The 19,634-nt window shown below is 72.2% G+C and carries 17 protein-coding genes and 3 tRNA genes; 12 read left to right on the forward strand and 8 right to left on the reverse strand.

The window, feature by feature from the left end; genetic code table 11:
- Nucleotides 1-10 precede the first annotated feature (10 nt).
- Nucleotides 11-1,054, reverse strand: a complete 1,044-nt coding sequence (locus tag ACLBX8_RS04305) for a hypothetical protein (protein ID WP_447698512.1) — start codon at nt 1,052-1,054, stop codon at nt 11-13.
- Between the two features lie 407 nt (nt 1,055-1,461).
- Between ACLBX8_RS04305 and ACLBX8_RS04310 the strand changes: the two genes are divergently transcribed.
- A complete protein-coding gene (locus tag ACLBX8_RS04310; protein WP_020092862.1) occupies nt 1,462-1,752 on the forward strand; it encodes a PilZ domain-containing protein in 291 nt (96 codons plus the stop codon).
- Between the two features lie 18 nt (nt 1,753-1,770).
- Here the strand turns inward: ACLBX8_RS04310 and ACLBX8_RS04315 are convergent, their stop codons facing one another.
- Nucleotides 1,771-1,950 (reverse strand): hypothetical protein, encoded by a 180-nt coding sequence (locus ACLBX8_RS04315; protein ID WP_020092863.1) that lies wholly within the window; start codon nt 1,948-1,950, stop codon nt 1,771-1,773.
- Between the two features lie 262 nt (nt 1,951-2,212).
- Between ACLBX8_RS04315 and ACLBX8_RS04320 the strand changes: the two genes are divergently transcribed.
- Nucleotides 2,213-3,151: an alginate O-acetyltransferase AlgX-related protein gene (locus tag ACLBX8_RS04320; protein ID WP_447714650.1), complete on the forward strand. Its 939-nt coding sequence runs from the start codon at nt 2,213-2,215 to the stop codon at nt 3,149-3,151.
- Between the two features lie 73 nt (nt 3,152-3,224).
- On the opposite strand, the gene ACLBX8_RS04325 is transcribed toward ACLBX8_RS04320, so the two are convergent.
- From ACLBX8_RS04325 to aroA, 4 genes are all read right to left on the reverse strand, one after another.
- Entirely contained in the window at nt 3,225-3,512 is a 288-nt protein-coding gene (locus ACLBX8_RS04325; RefSeq protein WP_012322505.1) for a hypothetical protein, read from the reverse strand.
- Nucleotides 3,513-3,628: 116 nt separating this feature from the next.
- A tRNA-Lys gene (locus tag ACLBX8_RS04330) sits at nt 3,629-3,704 on the reverse strand.
- Nucleotides 3,705-3,796: 92 nt separating this feature from the next.
- On the reverse strand, nt 3,797-4,435 hold the full coding sequence (cmk, locus tag ACLBX8_RS04335) for a (d)CMP kinase (RefSeq protein WP_051123743.1): 639 nt from the start codon (nt 4,433-4,435) through the stop codon (nt 3,797-3,799).
- 5 nt (nt 4,436-4,440) lie between these two features.
- The gene (aroA, locus tag ACLBX8_RS04340; RefSeq protein ID WP_447698510.1) at nt 4,441-5,790 is read right to left on the reverse strand and encodes a 3-phosphoshikimate 1-carboxyvinyltransferase; all 1,350 of its coding nucleotides are present in this window, start codon (nt 5,788-5,790) and stop codon (nt 4,441-4,443) included.
- A 267-nt stretch (nt 5,791-6,057) separates the two neighbouring features.
- Here aroA and ACLBX8_RS04345 point away from each other — a divergent pair, with 267 nt between their 5' ends.
- The 3 genes from ACLBX8_RS04345 to ACLBX8_RS04355 all read left to right on the forward strand — a co-directional run bounded on the left by ACLBX8_RS04345 (nt 6,058) and on the right by ACLBX8_RS04355 (nt 6,805).
- Nucleotides 6,058-6,444, forward strand: a complete 387-nt coding sequence (locus ACLBX8_RS04345; RefSeq protein ID WP_447698509.1) for a TIGR02300 family protein — start codon at nt 6,058-6,060, stop codon at nt 6,442-6,444.
- Between the two features lie 153 nt (nt 6,445-6,597).
- Nucleotides 6,598-6,673, forward strand: a tRNA-Ala gene (locus ACLBX8_RS04350).
- A gap of 56 nt (nt 6,674-6,729) precedes the next feature.
- Nucleotides 6,730-6,805, forward strand: a tRNA-Ala gene (locus ACLBX8_RS04355).
- Nucleotides 6,806-7,041: 236 nt separating this feature from the next.
- Here ACLBX8_RS04355 and ACLBX8_RS04360 read toward each other — a convergent pair.
- Nucleotides 7,042-7,530 carry an Lrp/AsnC family transcriptional regulator gene (locus ACLBX8_RS04360; RefSeq protein WP_020092868.1) on the reverse strand — a complete coding sequence of 163 codons (489 nt, stop codon included), beginning with the start codon at nt 7,528-7,530 and terminating at the stop codon, nt 7,042-7,044.
- A 180-nt stretch (nt 7,531-7,710) separates the two neighbouring features.
- On the opposite strand from ACLBX8_RS04360, the gene mdeB reads away from it, so the two are divergent.
- From mdeB to ACLBX8_RS04390, 6 genes are all read left to right on the forward strand, one after another.
- The gene (mdeB, locus tag ACLBX8_RS04365; protein ID WP_447714651.1) at nt 7,711-10,386 is read left to right on the forward strand and encodes an alpha-ketoglutarate dehydrogenase; all 2,676 of its coding nucleotides are present in this window, start codon (nt 7,711-7,713) and stop codon (nt 10,384-10,386) included.
- A gap of 73 nt (nt 10,387-10,459) precedes the next feature.
- Complete coding sequence (locus tag ACLBX8_RS04370; protein ID WP_447714652.1) at nt 10,460-11,836, forward strand: 2-oxo acid dehydrogenase subunit E2; 1,377 nt, start codon at nt 10,460-10,462, stop codon at nt 11,834-11,836.
- 8 nt (nt 11,837-11,844) lie between these two features.
- Entirely contained in the window at nt 11,845-13,572 is a 1,728-nt protein-coding gene (gene lpdA, locus ACLBX8_RS04375; RefSeq protein WP_447714653.1) for a dihydrolipoyl dehydrogenase, read from the forward strand.
- Nucleotides 13,573-13,753: 181 nt separating this feature from the next.
- The gene (locus ACLBX8_RS04380; RefSeq protein WP_447714654.1) at nt 13,754-14,500 is read left to right on the forward strand and encodes a hypothetical protein; all 747 of its coding nucleotides are present in this window, start codon (nt 13,754-13,756) and stop codon (nt 14,498-14,500) included.
- A 34-nt stretch (nt 14,501-14,534) separates the two neighbouring features.
- Entirely contained in the window at nt 14,535-14,945 is a 411-nt protein-coding gene (locus ACLBX8_RS04385; protein WP_020092873.1) for a DUF2147 domain-containing protein, read from the forward strand.
- Between the two features lie 104 nt (nt 14,946-15,049).
- Complete coding sequence (locus ACLBX8_RS04390; protein ID WP_100250768.1) at nt 15,050-15,319, forward strand: hypothetical protein; 270 nt, start codon at nt 15,050-15,052, stop codon at nt 15,317-15,319.
- A gap of 170 nt (nt 15,320-15,489) precedes the next feature.
- On the opposite strand, the gene alaS is transcribed toward ACLBX8_RS04390, so the two are convergent.
- A complete protein-coding gene (gene alaS / locus ACLBX8_RS04395; RefSeq protein WP_447714655.1) occupies nt 15,490-18,168 on the reverse strand; it encodes an alanine--tRNA ligase in 2,679 nt (892 codons plus the stop codon).
- A gap of 229 nt (nt 18,169-18,397) precedes the next feature.
- Here alaS and ACLBX8_RS04400 point away from each other — a divergent pair, with 229 nt between their 5' ends.
- Entirely contained in the window at nt 18,398-19,564 is a 1,167-nt protein-coding gene (locus ACLBX8_RS04400; protein ID WP_056531990.1) for a transglycosylase SLT domain-containing protein, read from the forward strand.
- Nucleotides 19,565-19,634 lie beyond the last annotated feature (70 nt).

The following is a 19,634-nucleotide window of genomic DNA, read 5'->3' on the forward strand; positions in this document are numbered from 1 at the left end:
GCGGCGGCGCTCACCAGTCGCTGAGCACCGCGCGCTTCCAGCGGTCGGGCGCGACGCAGCGGTACTCGTAGGCCTCGTCCCAGGCGTGGTCGCCGGGGGTGCAGGGCGCGCGGCTGCTCGCGGGCGGTCGCGGCAGGCTCTCGCGGAGGGAAGCGGCCTCGATCTGCCCGTTGTCGCTCACGCGCATGACCGGCCCGGCCGCCGTGCCGTAGACCAGATCGCGCCCGTCGAAGCCGAGCCTGCGGGAGAAGCCGCCCTCGCGGTTGCCGTCGAGCCCGATCGCCTGCCCGGCCGCGAGCAGCATCGGGACGCCGGTGAAGCGCGCGGCGGCGGCGTCGATGCCGATGCCGTAGGTCCCCTCCCCCTGGAACGAGATCGCCCGGTCGGTGATGGAGCCGGTGAGGTTGCCCATCAGGATCCCGTAGCCGGTATGGGCGCCCGGAACGCCGCCGGTGGAGATCTGCAGTCCGACCCGCTGGCGGTTGCGGTCGGTGGTCGGCGACTGCGCCGAGACGTCGATCTCGGCGCCGATGCAGGAGGCGACCGGATCGGCCTCGTCGGTCATGTCGACACAGTTGAAATTGCCGGCCCAGGAGGGCCCGACCGGCCCCAGCCCGTTGGGCTCCTTGAAGATCGTGCCGTTGACCGCGACGTTCTGCGCGCCGGTGCTCGCGAGGGCGCGGTTGTGCAGCTCGCCCGTGATCGTCCACTCGTAGCCGGCATTGTGCGGGCCGGTGGATCCGAGCGCCCAGAGCGCCTTGTAGGTGTGGGTGGCCTCGCCCGACCCCTCCGGCACGTGCCGGTCGACCCGCAGCGTCGAGACCGGATCGAAGCCTTGGGGCCGGTTCCAGAGGAAGACGTGGCCGCCATCGAGGCCCATCACCCCGGTCCCCTGCACGCTGCGGGAGAAATTCGGCGGCCACGGCTGCGGTGCGGACGCCGGATCCGTCGCCGGCGCGGCGCGCGGCGGCTGTCCGGGCGCCTCGGCGGCCGCGACCGTCGGAACGCCGATCGCGAAGCACGCCATCAGGGCGGTGCCGGGGCGGATGCGCATGATCGTCTCCGGATATCCTCTCGGCGCGGCCTCGCCCAGGATCGCACTGGCAGAACCCGCCCGCGGGACCAGATAGGTTACAGCATCGCATCGGCGACGCCGGCCATGGGCGCCCGCGGATGCGGCACCCGCCGCGCCATGGGAGCGAGCCGATGACCGCCCTGCGATTCCTGCGCAATTGGTTCCTGGTGTCGATCCCGCTCGGCCTCCTGATCGGCCGGTTCATCAAGGCCGGCGAAGGGCCGCCGAGACGAGACCGGCGGTGATTACCGGAGACCGGTCCGATAGACAGAGCGCGACTCTCTATTCTGACGCTCGGATGTCGATCATCAATAACATGTTAGCGAATCCGGCGCATTTTTACTGATATCGCGCCATACCGGCCGACCAGGGCAGGAACTTCGGCCGTGTCCCGCAACGCCAGCACCCCTGCCGCCGTCGCGGAACGCCGGGCGACCGAGCGGAGACCCACCGCCCTGCTGGCCTTCGCCCAGCAACGGGACGGCGCGCGCTATCCCTGCCAGGTCATGAACATCTCCGATCGCGGCGCGATGCTGGAGTTCCTGGGTTCGCAGGCGGTGCTGCTGGAGGACGTGTTCGACCTCGTGCTGGCGAGCGCCGAGATGCGCTACGCGGTCCAGCTCGTCTGGCGGAAGGAGCGGACGGTCGGCGTCCTGTTCTGCGGCGAGGCCGTGTGAGAGGTCGACCCTGCGGGCTCAGACCGCGAGCGTCGCCATCAGCGTGAGCCCGACGGCCGGCAGCGCCAGCGCCAGGACCGCGAGGGTGTCGAGGGGTGCGGGCCGGCTTGCCGCGAGCCAGCGACGCTCGGCGAACTTCTCGGCCGCGAACCCGGACAGGACCAGGCCGCAGCCGACGAACGTGACAAGCGCGGACATGGGTCGACCCTTCTTCGCAACGCCGCGCCGTGTGATGCGCCTGACGGGAGTACCCGCGGCGCGGCCATAAAGTTTCACCGCGGCGCGGATACGCCGGCGAAAGCGACGGCGCGCCGGGAACGCCGCCGGCGCGTTCCCGCCTCTCCCGGGGACGAAGGGGTTGCAATCCCGCGCGGATCCGTCGAGGCGGGAGCCCAGCGTCATCGACGGGATTGTCGCGGGCGGCGGGAGGCCGGAAGCTTTGAAGACGAGCGGCAACGGCGTGGCCGTCGGACACGATGGCTGGCTGTACTGGGTCGGACGCGCCCGCGAGGTCGAAGCCTTCTACGGCGACACCGCGACCTCGCGGCGGATCCTGAAGCGCTGGACGCGGCTCATCGGGCGGCGCGCGCGGCGCCTCGACGACCTCGGGATCCGGCACGTGCACACCGTCGTCCCCGACAAGCTCGCGATCTATCCGGACCTGCTCGGCCGCCCCTTCCCGGGGCTCGACGATCCGCCCGGGGTTCGGCTCGCCCGGCTGGTCGCCGGGGACAGCGGGGCCCCGATGGTCGACCTGCAGGCACCGCTGCTGGCGGCGCGGGCCGAGGAGCCCGTCTACCTGCGGACGGACACGCATTGGACCTACCGCGGCTACCTGACGGCGTACCGCGCGCTCTGCGAGGCCCTGGACGCGCCGGTGGCGGCGCACGTCTTCGCGGGGACCGGCGCGACCGAGCGCTTCACCTTCGACCTCGGCGAGAAGCTCGTCCCGCCGGTCGACGAGGCGTATGTCGCCTACGATTTCGCGCGCCGCGCGGCTCGGATCGACGCGAACGCCCTGGTGGCCGTGCGGGAATCCGGCCGGGCGGTGCGGCCGCGCGGACTGTTCGTCGGATCCCGCGTCGTCCTGAGGAACCCGGAAGCGCCAGATCGGCGCCGCGTGGTGCTGTTCGGCGATTCCTACATCTACAGCCCGGGCGCCCGGCTCACGGCGATGCTGGCGGAGACCTTCGCCGAGGTGCACGCGATCTGGTCGGCGAACATCGACTGGGCCTACGTCGAGGATGTCCGGCCCGACATCGTCGTCTTCGAGATCGCCGAGCGGTTCCTGGGGCAGGTTCCGAACGACCGGATCCGCATCGATCGCTTCGCGGCGTCGCGCGCGCGGCGGGCCGTCCGCCCGACGCTCCGGGAGCGGATCCGGCGCTGGCTGCGCTGAACCCGGCCGCTTCTAAAAGCGAGAGCCCCGCCGCGGTGGCGGCGGGGCTCTGCTCCCTCAGGTGCGCGGCGGCTCAGTAACCGCGGCCGTAATAGCCCGGGCCCCGGTCGAAGGCGCCCGCCGCGGCGGCGCCGGCGGCCGCGCCCGCGATGCCGAGACCGATGGCGGCCCCGGTCGACAGGCCGCGGTGACGGCGGTAGCCGAAATCGCGCCGGTGGCCGTAGCCGCGATCGTAGCCGCGGCCGTAGCCGTAGCCGTGGTGGCCGCCGTAGCCGTAGCCATAACCCTGCGCCTGGGCGCCGGTGGCGCCGAGCGCGCCGAGGGACAGGGTGACGGCGGAGATGAGAGCGAGCTTGCGCATCGGTGACTCCTTCGCAGTTGCGTTGGGACCCCAACCCAAAGCGCAACCAGGGGTTCCGATTTTCATGTGGGCAGGGCGCCGACCGCGCCGGATGTCAAAAGTGAGAATCGAGAATGTGGTGAGCGCGCTGGGACTCGAACCCAGGACCTACAGATTAAAAGTCCGTTGCTCTACCAGCTGAGCTACGCGCTCGCGTCCCGGGCCGCGCGGCGGCCCGTCGGGGACGGCGCGTCCGCAATAGGTGAGCGGGACCGGGGGGTCAACACGACGGAGGTGGACAACCCTCAGGCCGCGTCGCCGCGGGTCCGCTCCACGATGTCCCGGGCCTCGTCGAAGGCCGCGTCCGCGTCGAGCTCGGTGGTGTCGAGCCGGACCGCGTCCTCGGCCATGCGCAGGGGCGCGGCGCTGCGCGACGCGTCCCGGGCGTCGCGGGCCTCGATGTCGGCCAGGATCGCCGCGAAGGTCGCCGCCTCGCCGCGGCCGGCCAGCTCGCGGTGGCGACGGCGGGCACGCTCCTCGGACGAGGCGGTGATGAACAGCTTCACCGCGGCCTCGGGGCACACGACCGTGCCGATGTCGCGCCCGTCGAGCACCGCCCCCTGCGGGTCGGCGGCGAAGCGGCGCTGCCACGCGAGCAGTCCGGCGCGGACCTCCGGCACCGACGAGACGCGGGAGGCCGCCTCGCCCATCGCCCGCTCGCGCAGGCGCGGATCGTCGAGCCGACCGGCGTCGAGGGCCTGGGCCGCCCGCGCCGCGGCGGCGGCATCGTCCAGCGACAGGCCGGCATCGATCAGGGCGAGCGCCACCGCCCGGTAGAGGAGCCCGGTGTCGAGATGCGGCAGGCCGTAATGGTCGGCCAGACGCTTGGCGAGGGTACCCTTGCCGGACGCGGCCGGTCCGTCGATCGCGATGACGAGCGGCATGTCGGTCACGCCCCGATCTGGCCGCCGAGGGCCTGCATGGTCGGAAGGAAGCTCGGGAAGCTCGTGGCGATCATCGCGCCGTCATCCACCGTGACCGGGTTCCGCGCCGCGAGCCCCATCACCAGGAACGCCATGGCGATGCGGTGGTCGAGGTGGGTCGCCACCGTCCCGCCGCCCGGCGCCGCGGTGCCGTCGCCCTCGACCACGAGGTCGTCGCCCTCGACCGCGTGGCGGACGCCGTTGGCGGCGAGCCCGGCCGCCACGGCCGCGAGGCGGTCCGATTCCTTCACCCGCAGCTCGTGCAGGCCGTTCATCCGGGTCCGGCCCTCGGCGAAGCTCGCCGCCACCGCCAGCACCGGGTACTCGTCGATCATCGCGGGCGCCCGCTCGGCCGGAACGTCGACGCCGGTCAGGCGGCTCGCGCGCACGCGCAGGTCGGCTACGGTCTCGCCGCCCTCCTCCCGCTCGGCCACGCGCTCGATCTGCGCGCCCATCTCCAGGAGCGTCGTGATCAGCCCGATGCGCAGCGGGTTCATCATCACGCCCTCGATCACCACGTCGGAGCCGGGCACGATCAGCGCCGCCACCAGCGGGAACGCCGCCGAGGACGGGTCGGCCGGCACCACCACGTCGGTGCCGCGCAGGGTCGGCTGGCCCGTCAGCGCGACCTTGCGGCCGTGGCCGCCCGGACCGTGCGGCTCGACGCTGACCGCGGCGCCGAACAGGCGCAGCATCCGCTCGGTGTGGTCGCGGGTCGCAGCCGCCTCGATCACGGTCGTGACGCCGGGGGCGTTGAGGCCGGCGAGCAGGACCGCCGACTTGATCTGCGCGGAGGCCGCCGGGGTCTCGTAGGTGATCGGGATCGCCTCCCTGGGACCCCGCAGGGTCAGGGGCACGCGGCCGCCCTCGGCCTCGGCCAGGACCTGCGTGCCCATCCGGGTGAGCGGGTCGAGGATGCGGCGCATCGGCCGCGAGCGCAGGGAGGCGTCGCCGTCGAAGGTCGCGGTCACCGGCTGCCCGCCGACCACGCCCATCATCAGCCGCGAACCGGTGCCGGCATTGCCGAAATCGAGAACCTCGGCCGGGTCGCCGAGGCCGCCGATCCCGACGCCCCGGACCCGCCAGCTCCCGGCCCCGAGGCGCTCGACCCGTGCCCCGAGCGCCTTCGCGGCGGCGGCGGTGCGCAGGACGTCGTCGCCCTCCAGCAGGCCTTCGACCCGCGTCTCGCCCTGGCTGAGCAGGCCGAGGATCATCGACCGGTGCGAGATCGACTTGTCGCCGGGCGGGCGCAGGCGTCCGCGCAGCGGGGCGCCCGGCGCGGCGGTGAGGGGCTGGGGGGTCGAATCGTGCGACACGGGACGTCCGTTCGGGCTCTGAGACGTGGGCCTGGATCCGGCGCGTCGCGCGGCCCTGCCGCGGCGCTGCAATCGGACGGTGAAATCGCCGCGCCGTTAACACGGGCACCGCCCGCCGTCATCCATCCGCTGCCCGCGCCGATCCCGGCCGCCGCACGCGGGGGCGCGCCGCCCGAAACGCCCTGCGCGGGCTCGATTGACAGGCGCTTTCACCGCGACTAACGGGGCGCCTCTCCCGAGACAGTACTGACGACGAGGTGTCCGCCCGTGGCCCGACCGGAACTTGGCTTGAAGCGCCAGTGCATGAGCTGCGGCGCGAAGTTCTACGACCTCGCCCGCGATCCCGCGGTCTGCCCGAAATGCGGCGCGGTCTATCAGGCGGTGGCCACCTCCAGCCGTGCGGCCCCCCCGGCGCTGTCGCGGGGCCCGGCCAACTCCGACGATGAGGACGAGACGGACGAGAAGGGCCCGGAGATGGTCTCCCTCGACGAGGTCGAGGCCGCCGAGGACGACGCGGATCCGACGCCCGAGGACGACTCGGTCGAGGACGGGGAATCCTCCGACGACGATACCTTCCTGGAGGAAGAGGATTCTGGCGACGACGACGTCTCCGACCTGATCGACGGCGATATCGAGAACGACGAGGAGGGCTGAGGCGGCCTCCGTCTCTCCCGACCAAAAACCCCCGGCGGCAGCGAAAAAGGGGGTTGAGTCCGCGATGCGAGCCGCCTATAGAACCGGCCTCGCCGACCGCGACCCGGACCGGCGAGACCCCGCGATACCCAAACCGCGGTGGATGTAAAAAGTGGGGCCTTAGCTCAGCTGGGAGAGCGCTTCCATGGCATGGAAGAGGTCATCGGTTCGATCCCGTTAGGCTCCACCATCCCACCCTCGCGCGACGCGGCCCTGTCGGGGACGCGGACAGCGTTCTAAAAATATGGGGCCTTAGCTCAGCTGGGAGAGCGCTTCCATGGCATGGAAGAGGTCATCGGTTCGATCCCGTTAGGCTCCACCATTCCTCGCAGGCGCGACGCGGCCGTCCCGGCCTTCCGCGCCGTCAGGCAGATCCCCACAGCACCGTCCCTGCGCGCGCAGCGAAGCGATCCCGTCGGCGCGACGACTGAGGTCGCGCGGTCCTGAGTCACCACGCGTTGCTCGTGACGGCGGAGAGGACATCGCCCGAGGGTTTCAGGCGGAACCCGTCCCGGCCGACCAAGCCCGCATCGGGACTCCTCGCTGTATCAATCCGGCTCAGCGGGTCAGGTGACCGAGCGGCAGCGCGGTCGTGTACTTCACCTGCCCCAGGGCGAAGCTCGAGCGGATGTTGGCCACGCCGGGGATCCGTGTGAGGTGGTCGAGGACGAGCTTCTGGTACTGGCCCAGATCTTCGACCACGACGCGCAGCATGTAGTCGGCCTCGCCGCTCATCAGGTAGCACTCCATCACCTCCGGGCGGCTGCGCACCGCCTCGTCGAAGGCCTGGAGCGCGGCCTGGGTCTGCTTCTCCAGCGAGACGTGGACGAAGACGTTGACCGCGAGCCCGAGGCTCAGCGGGTCGACCACCGCCACGCAGCCGCGGATCACCCCCGCCTCCTTCAGGTCGTTGACGCGTCGCCAGCACGGCGACGTCGACAGGCCGACTCGCTCCGCGAGATCCGCGATGCTGATCTCGCTGTCCTGCTGCAGGCACTCGAGGATGCGCAGGCTCGCGGCGTCGAGGGCAGCCGGTCGGGCGGGCATGCGATCGGTCTCCGGTCTAGAGCCGCGTGCGCGGCCTGAGGGGCAGGATGCGGCATGTTTTGCCGCCTACAGCCCGTATCAGGGAATATCAATCCGCGAACCCCGGCATAGCGGCAAATATCCGGCATGTCCCGCCGCCGCGATCCTCGTATGATCGCGCCGACCAGGGAGGCCGCGCCGATGAACGCCATACCGCCGAAAGCCACGATCGCGCGGTCCGCCGAGGTGGATCACGATCCGGCCGAGACCCAGGACTGGCTCGCCGCGCTGGAATCCGTCTTCCGCACCGAGGGTGCGGCCCGGGCGCGCTTCATCCTCGATCGCCTGGAGCGGCGCTCGAAGGAGATCGGCATCCTCGACGAGGCCCTGCCCTACTCGCCCTACCGGAACACGATCGCGCTGGAGAAGCAGCCGCGCTACCCCGGCGACCTCGACATCGAGGAGCGCCTGACCTCGATCATGCGCTGGAACGCGCTGGCCATGGTGGTGCGTGCCAACATGGCCTACGGCGAGCTCGGCGGCCACGTGGCGAGCTACGCCTCGGCTGCGGAGCTGTTCGAGGTCGGCTTCAATCACTTCTTCAAGGGCGGCACGGACGGCGACCTCGTCTATTTCCAGCCGCACTCCGCGCCGGGCGTCTACGCGCGGGCCTTCCTCGAGGGCCGGCTGTCCGAGGAGCAGCTGAAGCATTACCGCCAGGAGATCGCCGGCGACGGGCTCTGCTCCTACCCGCATCCCTGGCTGATGCCGGATTTCTGGCAGGTCCCCACCGGCTCCATGGGCATCGGCCCGATCCACGCGGTCTACCAGGCCCGGTTCATGCGCTACCTCGGCGACCGGGGCCTCGCCGACACGACCGGGCGGCACGTCTGGGGCGTGTTCGGCGACGGCGAGATGGACGAGCCCGAGTCGATCGGCGGCCTGGCGCTCGCCGCGCGCGAGAATCTCGACAACCTGACCTTCGTCATCAACTGCAACCTGCAGCGGCTCGACGGACCGGTGCGCGGCAACGGCCAGATCATCCAGGAGTTGGAGAGCCTGTTCCGCGGCGCCGGCTGGAACGTCATCAAGGTGCTGTGGGGCTCGGAGTGGGACGGGATCTTCGCCCGCGACACCAACCACGCCCTGCTGCGCCGCTTCGCCGAGACGGTGGACGGCAAGTACCAGACGCTCGGTGCCAAGGACGGCGCATACAACCTCGCGCACTTCTTCGGCGAGGATCCAGAGGTGCGCGAGCTCGTCGCCCACATGTCGGACGCCGACGTTGACCGGCTGAAGCGCGGCGGCCACGACTTCCGCAAGCTCTACGCGGCATTCGCGGCCGCCAAGGCCACCAAGGGCCGGCCGACGGTGATCCTGGCCAAGACCAAGAAGGGCTACGGCATGGGCGGCGCGGGCGAGTCGCGCATGACCGCCCACCAGGCCAAGAAGCTCGACGTCGACGCGCTGCGCGCCTTCCGCGACCGCTTCGCCCTGCCGCTGTCGGACGCGCAGGTGGAGGGCCTCGCCTTCTACAAGCCGGCCGAGGACGGCGCCGAGATGCGCTACCTGCGCGAGCGGCGCGAGATGCTCGGCGGCGTCCTGCCGGCCCGCCGCCGCACGGCGCCGACGGTCCCGGTTCCGGAGCTCTCCACCTACGCGGGCTTCGCCCTCGAGGCGGGCGGCAAGGAGATGTCGACCACCACCGCGGTGGTGCGCCTGTTCGGCAACCTCCTGAAGCACAAGGATCTCGGGCCGCGTATCGTGCCGATCGTCGCCGACGAGGCGCGGACCTTCGGCATGGCCAACCTGTTCCGGCAGGTCGGGATCTACGCGCCGCAGGGGCAGCTCTACGAGCCGGAGGATGCCGGCTCCATGCTCTACTACCGCGAGGCCCGGGACGGGCAGCTCCTCGAGGAGGGCATCACCGAGGCCGGGGCGATCTCGTCCTGGACGGCGGCGGCCACGTCCTACAGCGTCCACGGCCTGTCGATGCTGCCGTTCTACATCTACTACTCGATGTTCGGCTTCCAGCGGGTCGGCGACCTGATCTGGGCGGCGGCCGACCAGCGGGCCCGCGGCTTCCTGATCGGCGCCACGGCGGGCCGCACGACGCTGGGCGGCGAGGGCCTGCAGCACCAGGACGGGTCGAGCCACATGCAGGCAGCCGCGATCCCGAACTGCCGGGCCTACGATCCGGCCTTCGCGTACGAGATGGCGGTGATCGTCGACCGGGGCGCCCGGGCGATGATGGAGGAAGGCGAGGACGCCTTCTACTACCTCACGGCGATGAACGAGAACTACGCCCAGCCGTCCATGCCGCAGGGGGCGGAGGCCGGGATCCTGAAGGGCATGTACCGCCTGTCGGGGCCGGAGGCGGGAAGCGGCGCCGTGCGGCTCCTCGGCTCCGGGGCGATCCTGCCGGAGGTGATCGCGGCGGCGACGCTGCTCGCGCAGGATTTCGGCGTCGCGGCCGAGGTGTTCAGCGTGACGAGCTTCAGCGAGCTGGCCCGCGATGCCCGCGAGGCCGAGCGACAGGCGATGCTCAACCCGGAAGCCGAGGCGCCGGTCAGCCACGTGGCGGCGCTGCTGCCGGGCACGGCGCCCATCGTCGCGGCGAGCGACTACGTCCGGGCCTACCCGCAGCTGATCGCCTCCTATGTCGGCGCGCGCTTCGTCACCCTCGGCACCGACGGGTTCGGGCGCAGCGACACCCGCAACGCGCTCCGCCGGTTCTTCGAGGTCGACCGGCAGCACGTGGTCATCGCCGCCCTGCACGCCCTGGCCGAGGCCGGCACGGTGCCGCGCGCGACGGTGGCGGACGCGATCCGCCGCTACGGCATCGCGGCGGACGCGCCCGCGCCCTGGACGATCTGAGGCCGGGCGCCCGGTCACGGGGCGCCGCCCCCCACCCCTTTTCCGAACGCCCGAGCCACGGACATCCGACCGCATGAGCGCCGCGCTGCAGATCGCCCTCCCGGATATCGGCGACTACCGGGACGTGCCGGTCATCGAGCTTCTGGTGAAGCCCGGCGACCGCCTCGCTGTGGACGACCTGATCCTCAGCATCGAGTCCGACAAGGCCACCATGGAGGTCCCCTCCCCGGTCGCCGGCATCGTGCGCGAGTTGCTGGTGTCGGTGGGGTCGAAAGTGTCCGAGGGCACGCCGATCCTGACGGTGGAGCCTGCCGAGGGCGGCGGGGTCGAGACCGCGGCGGCACCGCCTGCCGCGGCCGCAGCGCCGTCGGCTTCCGGACAGGGCGCGGGTCCCCGCGCCCGTGCGGGAGAGGGACAGGGTGAGGGATCCGGGTTGTCCGGAGACGGCATCCCCCTCACCCCAGCCCTCGCCCGCACGGGAGAGGGAGCCGGTCGCGCCTCGCCGGAGCCGATGCGGGCCGCCCCGATCCAGGCGACAAGCGGCGACGTGCATGCCAGCCCGTCGGTCCGCCAGCTCGCCCGCGAGCTGGGCGTCGGGCTCGACCGCGTCGCCGCCACCGGGCCGAAGGGGCGGATCCTGCGCGAGGACGTGCACGCCTTCGTCAAGGCGGCCCTCAACGCGCCGGCCCAGGCGCCCGCCGCCGCGTCCGGCATCGGCGCCGGCCTGCCGCCCTGGCCGGAGGTCGACTTCGCCAAGTACGGGCCGGTGCGGCGCGAGCCGCTGTCGCGCATCCAGAGCCTTTCAGGGGCCAATCTCAGCCGCAACTGGCTGACGATCCCGCACGTGACCAACTTCGACCGGGCCGACGTCACCGAGATCGAGTCGTTCCGGGTCGGCCTCAACACGGAGACGCGCACGCCGCCCGCCCGGGTCACCATGGTGGCCTTCCTGATCAAGGCGGCGGCCTCGGCGCTGCGCGCCTATCCGCGCTTCAACTCCTCGCTCGAGGGCGGCGACCTCGTCCTGAAGGACTACGTTCATGTCGGCTTCGCGGTGGACACGCCGAAGGGCCTGATGGTGCCGGTGGTGCGCGACTGCGACCGCAAGGGCCTCATCGAGATCGCCACCGAGATGGCCGCGATGGCCGAGAAGGCCCGGTCCGGGACACTTCCGGGTTCCGACATGCAGGGCGGCTGCTTCTCGGTCTCGTCGCTCGGCGGCATCGGCGGCGACGGCTTCACGCCGATCATCAACGCCCCCGAGGTCGCGATCCTGGGCGCGGCGCGCTCGCGCACCGAGGCGGTCTGGGACGGCAAGGCCTTCCAACCGCGCCTGATCCTGCCGCTCAGCCTGTCCTGGGACCACCGCGTCGTGGACGGCGTCGCCGCCGCCCGCTTCCTCGGCCACGTGGCCTCGGTCCTGTCGGACCTGCGCCGCGCCCTCCTGTGACCGCCGCCATGCCCGAGACCCTCGACATCCGCGTCCCCGATCTCGGGGACTACGCCGACGTGCCCGTCATCGAGATCCCGGTGGCGCCCGGCCAGCCGGTCGCCAAGGACCAGACCCTGCTGGTGGTCGAATCCGACAAGGCGACGCTGGACATCCCCTCCCCCGCGGCGGGCCGCCTCGTGGAGATGCTGGTCGGCCTCGGCGACACGGTCTCGGCCGGCACCCTCGTCGCCCGCCTCGCGGTCGAGGCGACCGACGCGCGCGGCGAACCGGCCCCTGCCTCGGCCCCGACCCCCGCGCCCACGCCCGCCGCGCCGCCGCCGAAGCCGCAGGCCGGCGCGGGCTGCGATCTCCTGGTGATCGGCGGAGGACCGGGCGGCTACTCGGCCGCCTTCCGGGCCGCCGATCTCGGGCAGCGGGTCATCTTGGTCGAGCGCCACGCGACCCTCGGCGGCGTCTGCCTCAACGTGGGCTGTATCCCCTCGAAGGCGCTGCTCCACGTGGCCGCGGTCACCGAGGAGGCCGTCCGGCTGGCCGCGCACGGGATCAGCTTCGGCGCGCCGACGGTCGATCTGGAGAAGCTGCGGACCTTCAAGGCCGGCACCGTCCGCCGCCTCACCGAGGGGCTCGCCCAGATGGCGCGCCAGCGCAAGGTCGAGGTGGTCCGCGGGAGAGCCCGCTTCACCGGGCCCGACACGGTCTCGGTGACGCTGCATGACGGCGGCACGCGCGACGTCACCTTCACGGGCGCCATCGTGGCGGCGGGCTCGGCGCCGGTGGCCCTGCCGATGCTCCCCGACGATCCGCGGATCGTGAATTCCACCGGGGCGCTGGAACTTCCCGCCGTGCCGCGCCGGCTCCTGGTGATCGGCGGCGGCATCATCGGCCTGGAGATGGCGACGGTCTACAGCGCGCTCGGCGCGCGGGTCGACGTGGTCGAGCGCCTGCCCGGCCTGCTCGAGGGCGTCGACCGGGATCTCGTCAGCGTCTGGACGAAGCGCAACGCCCACCGTTTCGACCGCGTCCTGACGGGGGTCGAGGTCGTCTCCGCCGAGGCGAAACCGGACGGGATCGCCGTGACCTTCTCGGGGGAGGCCGAGCCCGGAACCTACGACCTCGTGCTCCAGGCCGCGGGCCGCCGGCCCAACGGGGCGACGCTCGGCCTCGACGCGGCCGGCGTGGCGCTGGACGGCGGCTTCGTTCCGGTGGACGCCCAGATGCGCACGAACGTGCCGCACATCTTCGCCATCGGGGATTGCGTCGGCCAGCCGATGCTCGCCCACAAGGCGGTGCATCAGGGCCACGTCGCCGCCGAGGCCGCCGCCGGCCACAAGGCCGGGTTCGACGCCGCCGTGATCCCCTCGGTCGCCTACACCGACCCGGAGATCGCCTGGGCCGGGCTCACCGAGACGGCCGCGAAGGCGGCCGGGCGGGCCGTCGAGGTGGCGCGCTTCCCCTGGGCCGCTTCGGGCCGGGCCATCGCCAACGGCGCCGATTACGGTCTGACCAAGCTGCTGTTCGACGCGCAGACCAGGCGCGTCGTCGGCGGCGCCATCGTCGGCCCGAGCGCCGGCGACATGATCGGCGAGGTCGCGCTGGCGATCGAGATGGGCGCCGACGCCACCGATATCGGCCGGACGATCCACCCCCACCCGACCCTCGGCGAGACGATCGGTCTGGCGGCGGAGGCCGGGCTCGGCCTCTGCACCGACCTGCCGCCGGTCGCCCGTCGGTAGACACGACGTCGGCACCGGGCCCGTCCGCCCGGCGGCTCGACGGATCGCCGCGTCTTGTATAGATCTCGGCCCGCGTCGCCGGCTCGGCCGGGAAGCCGTCCCGTCGGAGCGTTCTGCCGGGCCTCGATGCGGCGGTACGTGGCGAAGATCTGGTGGTTCAGCTGGGAGGATATGATCCGAGATGCTGTGGCACACCGGAAAGTCTTTCCGCCATGCCGTCCGCATTTTGCCATTACTGGCACGGGATCGATCGGCGCGCGGGGCCCCGCGGCCCGCAACGGCCGCACCGGCGCTCCGGGTGCCGCCCCTGGCCCTCGCGGTGCTGCTGGGGTCGGTCGCGGTGACCGGGTCGCAGAGCTGGGCGCGCGATGCCGCCGAGGCGCCGAAGCCGGCCGATACGCCGTCCGCCGCCGACGGGCCGCAGGCGCTCATCGCCTCGCTGCGGAGCCGTATCCTCGCGGCGCACAGCGCGACCTTCGCCCTCGAGAGCTGGTGTGCCGACTACAAGCTCGCCGGGGACCCGCACCTCGTGGCGGAACGCGTGCCCGTGGCTGACAAGCCCCTGACGGCCGCGCAGCGCGCCCGTCTCGCGATCGGCCCGGACGAGCCGGTGCGCTACCGCCGCGTCCGTCTCGCCTGCGGGGACCGAGTCCTGTCCGAGGCGGATAACTGGTACGTACCGGCCCGGCTCACGCCGGAGATGAACGCGACGCTGGACACCACCCGCACGCCCTTCGGCCGGGTCGTGCGTCCCCTCGCCCCGGTGCGCAGCACCGTCGAGGTGCGCGCGCCGGTCCGGAGCGCCGCGCCCGGACCGGACGATCCGCTCTTCGAAATCGACGCCGTGCTGTCGACCGGGGCCGGGCAGCCGTTCTGCGAGGTCGTCGAGACGTATCTGGGCGGTGCGCTGCCGCAGGCATCGCGGTAGAACCCGGCCGCGTTCTCGGTTGGGAGGAACAGGTATGGGTTCGAGGTTTCGTCGCGCGGTTCTGGCCCTGCTCGCGACGGGCGCGGCGTGCGCGCCGGCCCTGGCGGCCGATCCGGCCGGCGTATGGCTGACGGAAACCGGCAGTTCGAAGGTCCGCATCGCGCCCTGCGGCGGCGGCTTCTGCGGCACGATCATCAGCGCACCCGGGAAGGGGCTCGACGCGAAGAACCCGGACCCGGCCCTGCGAGGCCGCAGCGTCGTCGGCGTCCAGATCCTCGACGCGCGACAGCCCGAAGGCGGCGGCTTCTCGGGGTCGCTCTACAACCCGAACGACGGCAAGACCTATTCCGGTTCGCTGAAGCTCACGGGACCCGACTCGCTCGAGGTCTCCGGCTGCGTCATGAGCGTGTTCTGCAAGCGGCAGACCTGGACGCGCGTGAAGTGATCGCGCGCGGAGGGCGCCGGGGCGAGGCGGTGCCGCGTCGCAACAACGCGGGATCGATCGCGCGCGACTGAGGTTGCCTGGGTCTGGAACCAGCAAGGATTCTCATGACCCGGACATGTCTCGCCGCCCTTCTCGCCCTCGCCACCGTCGCGCCGGCCAGCGCCCAGGTCGAGGCCCGGCCCGTCGCGCCCGCTCCCGGCGCGCCGGGCGTGGTGAGCCAGCAGATCGACGCCACCGGGAACGGAGCCGCCGTGAGCTATTCGCCCACCGGCCGGCCGGCCGACACGATCTCCAACAACTCGGCGGCGGCGGGCAATGCCAACCAGCCGTCGCGGGTCGCGCCGCAGGGCGGTGGCGGCGGCGGCAGCCGGTGATGGCGCCTGATCCCCGGTAACCCGAGCGGCGCAGGACCCGCGAGAGGCGCCGTGATATTTGCCCGCGGCTAGAACGGGCGTGGGAGCCTCTCGGGGCGACCGCGCCGGCCTCGCGGAGGACGATCGGGCCGCACCCGTGACGGTGCGGCCCTTCCGCGGCCCGTCGCGCCTCAGGCGGCCTCGGTGAGGGCCTGCGCGACGGCGTCGAGGGCGGCCTCGGCCCCGGCCCCGTTCGGGCCGCCGGCCTGCGCCATGTCGCGGCGGCCGCCGCCGCCCTTCCCGCCGAGCGCCCCGGCCCCGGCCCGGACCAGCCCGACCGCGTCGTAGCGCGCGGTCAGGTCGTCGGTGACGCCGACCACCAGCCCGGCCTTGCCGTCCGGTCCGATGCCGACCACCGCCACGATGCCGGAGCCCAGGCGCTTCTTCTCCTCGTCGACGATCGGCTTGAGGTCGCGCATGTCGAGCCCCTCGATGACGGAGCGGCGGAAGGCCACTCCGCCGATCTCGGTCTGCTGCGCGCCCGAGCCCGGGCCGCCCTCGCCGCCCATGGCGAGCTTGCGACGGGTCTCGGCCAGTTCGCGCTCCAGGCGGCGCCGGTCCTCCATCAGCGCGGTCAGGCGGTCGGGCGCCTCCGAGACCGGCGCCTTGAGGATGCCGGCGAGCGCCGCCAGCGTCCGGGCCTCCTCGGCCCGGTGACGGCGCGCCGCGTCGGCCGTCAGCGCCTCGATCCGGCGCACGCCCGCGCCCACCGCGCTCTCGGCCACGATGGTGATCGCCCCGATATCGCCGGTGCGCGCGGCGTGGGTGCCGCCGCAGAGCTCCACGGAGAAGTTCTTGGCGCGCGGTTGCGCGGCGTCGCCGTCGACCGGCAGCCCCATCGAGACCACCCGCACCTCGTCGCCGTACTTCTCGCCGAACAGCGCGCGGGCGCCCGACGCGATCGCGTCGTCCACGGCCATCAGCTTCGTGACGACGGGCGCGTTCTGCAGCAGCACCGCGTTGGCGATGTCCTCGACGCGGCCGAGCTCGTCGGCCTCGATCGGCTTCGGGTGGCTGATGTCGAAGCGCAGCCGGTCGGGGCTGACCAGCGAGCCCTTCTGGGCGACGTGGTCGCCCAGCACCTGCCGCAGGGCCTCGTGGAGCAGGTGGGTGGCCGAGTGGTTGGCCCGGATCGCCCTGCGTCGGGCGTTGTCGACCTTCAACTCGATTGGCTGGTCGAGGCTCACCGACCCCTCCTCCACGGTGACGTGATGGACGAACACGTCGCCGAGCTTCTTCTGGGTGTCGGTCACCCGCGCCCGCACGCCCGGCGCCAGGATCAGGCCGGTATCGCCGACCTGGCCGCCCGACTCCCCGTAGAACGGCGTCTGGTTGACGAGGACGAGGCCGGTCTGACCAGCCTCGAGGGCCTTCACCTCGGCGCCGTCGCGCAGGAGCGCGGTCACGATGCCCTCGGCGGTCTCGGTCTCGTAGCCCAGGAACTCGGTGGCGCCGACGCGCTCGCGCAGTCCGAACCACACCGTCTCGGTCGCCGCCTCGCCCGAGCCCTTCCAGGCCTCGCGGGCCGCCTGCTTCTGGCGCTGCATCGCGGCCGCGAAGGCGTCGGTGTCCACGCCGATGCCGCGGGCCTTGAGGGCGTCCTGCGTCAGGTCGAGGGGGAAGCCGTAGGTGTCGTAGAGGGTGAAGGCGGTCTCGCCGGAGAGCTTGTCGCCCTCCCGCAGGTCGCGGCTCTCGGCGTCGAGGATCGACAGGCCCCGCTCGAGGGTGCGGCGGAAGCGGGTCTCCTCCAGCTTCAGCGTCTCGGCGATCAGGCTCTCGGCCCGCATCAGCTCCGGGTAGGCCTGGCCCATCTCGCGGACCAGGGTCGGCACGAGGCGGAACATGGTGGGCTCGCGGGCCCCCAGGATCTCGGCGTGGCGCATGGCGCGGCGCATGATCCGGCGCAGCACGTAGCCGCGGCCCTCGTTGCCCGGCAGCACGCCGTCGGCCACCAGGAAGGAGGCCGCCCGCAGGTGGTCGGCGATCACCCGGTAGGACGCCATCGTGGCCGCCTCCGGCGCCCGCGAGACCGCGTGGGCCACGGCGTCGATCAGGGCGCGGAACAGGTCGGTGTCGTAGTTCGAGTGGACGCCCTGGAGGATCGCCGCCATGCGCTCCAGGCCCATGCCGGTGTCGATCGACGGCCGCGGCAGCGGGTTCCGGACGCCCGGCTCCAGCTGCTCGTACTGCATGAACACGAGGTTCCAGAACTCGAGGAAGCGGTCGCCATCCTCGTCCGGCGAGCCGGGCGGGCCGCCCTGCAGCGCCGGGCCCTGGTCGATGAAGATCTCCGAGCAGGGGCCGCAGGGGCCGGTATCGCCCATCTGCCAGAAATTGTCGGAGGTCCCGATCCGGATGATCTTGTCGTCGGAGAAGCCGGCGATCTTCTTCCACAGGCCGGCGGCCTCGTCGTCGTCGGCGTAGACGGTGACGAGGAGCTTGTCGGGCTTGAGGCCGAACTCCTTGGTGATCAGCGTCCAGGCCAGCTCGATCGCGCGGTCCTTGAAGTAGTCGCCGAACGAGAAGTTGCCGAGCATCTCGAAGAACGTGTGGTGGCGCGCGGTGTACCCGACATTGTCGAGGTCGTTGTGCTTGCCGCCGGCCCGCACGCATTTCTGCGCCGTCGTCGCCCGGTCGTAGGCGCGCTTCTCCATCCCGGTGAAGACGTTCTTGAACTGCACCATGCCGGCGTTCGTGAACATCAGCGTCGGGTCGTTCTTCGGCACGAGGCTCGAGGACGGCACGACCTCGTGGCCCGCCTTGGCGAAGTAGTCGAGGAAGGTCGACCGGATCTCGTTGACGCCGCTCATCGGGGCTGACTCTGGCAGTACGGACGGGAAAGGGCGGCCGCGCGTCATCCGCCCGGCGCCCGCATGGCGCCCTCTTAAGGAGGGATGTCGCGCGAGTCACGGGCGGCCTGCCCCGAAATCTCCACGGGACGCCGCAACTCGGCCACAAGCGCGGCCGTGTTGTCGCCACATCTGTCAAGCGATGGTGAGTCCGTAGCGCCACAGCGGCGTGTGGAGAGTCGGGATAACGATGCAGGGCCGCACGGTCGGATCGCCGAGGACCATCACCGGCAAGCAGGGCCATTTCGGCTCGGGCCGCGCCGACGTGATCGCCGCACAGCCCATGCTGGGCCGTGCCCATGGCAGCCGCCCCGCGCTGTTCCGCTCCCTGCTCACCGTCTCGATGATCGCCGGCGGCCTCAGCGCCGCGCTGATCGGGTCGGGCGTGGACCTCGCCAAGGTCGGCCTGTCGCCGGCCGTGTCGGTCGCGGAGGCCGCCACCGAGCTCCCGATGCCGCGCCCGCGCATCCACACCGTCGCCCTCAGCACCCCGCTGGAGCAGACGCCGCTGCGCGCCGCCGCGAGCTTCGCCCCGGTGCACGACCTCGACACCGAGCTCGGCTCCAACACGGTCGACCGCGTGTCGTACGACTTCCTGCTGTCCGAGAGCGCCGTCGGCGATCCGAACGACATCCTCGAGTTCGGTCCGATGAAGATCCGGCGCCACCTCGTGCAGACGATCGTCCGGGCGGCCCAGGCGGTCCAGACCGATCCGGTGCTGCTGATGGCGGTAGCCGACAAGGAATCGAGCTTCGTCACGGCGGTCCAGGCCAAGACCTCCTCGGCGACGGGCCTCTACCAGTTCATCGAGCGGACCTGGCTCGGCGTGGTTCGCGACTTCGGCGCCAAGTACGGGCTGGAGAAGGACGCCGCGCTGATCACCTCCGACGCCAACGACCGGCCCGTGATCACCGATCCGGCGGAGCGCGCCCGGGTGCTGGAACTGCGCCGCGACCCGTACCTCTCGGCGCTGATGGCCGGCGAGATGCTGAAGCGCGACGCGGCCCGCATCGCCCTGCGCATCGGCCGCGAGCTGACCCTCGGCGAGGTCTACCTCGCGCACTTCCTCGGACCGGACGACGCCGAGGAGTTCCTCGCCAACGTCGTGAACAAGCCGGCCGCCGCCGCGGCGGCCCTGCTCCCGGGGCCGGCCCGGGCCAACCGCTCGATCTTCTTCGCCGCCGGGCGCTTCGTCGGGCGCGGCCGCCACCGCAAGCCCCTGAGCCTGTCGGTCGCGCAGGTGCACGAGAAGTTCGAGGCGATGATGAGCACCCGCGGGACGCGCTACCAGAACGTCCGCCAAGTCTCTGGAATCATGGCGTATGCCGACGCCGACGCCGGGCTCGCCACGCAGTAACGGCTCTGTGACGCCGGGCGGGATTCCGAACGCCCGGCGCAACCAGCGGCGGATTGCCGACTTTCCTCCT

The sequence above is a fragment of the Methylobacterium sp. D48H genome, assembly GCF_053345715.1.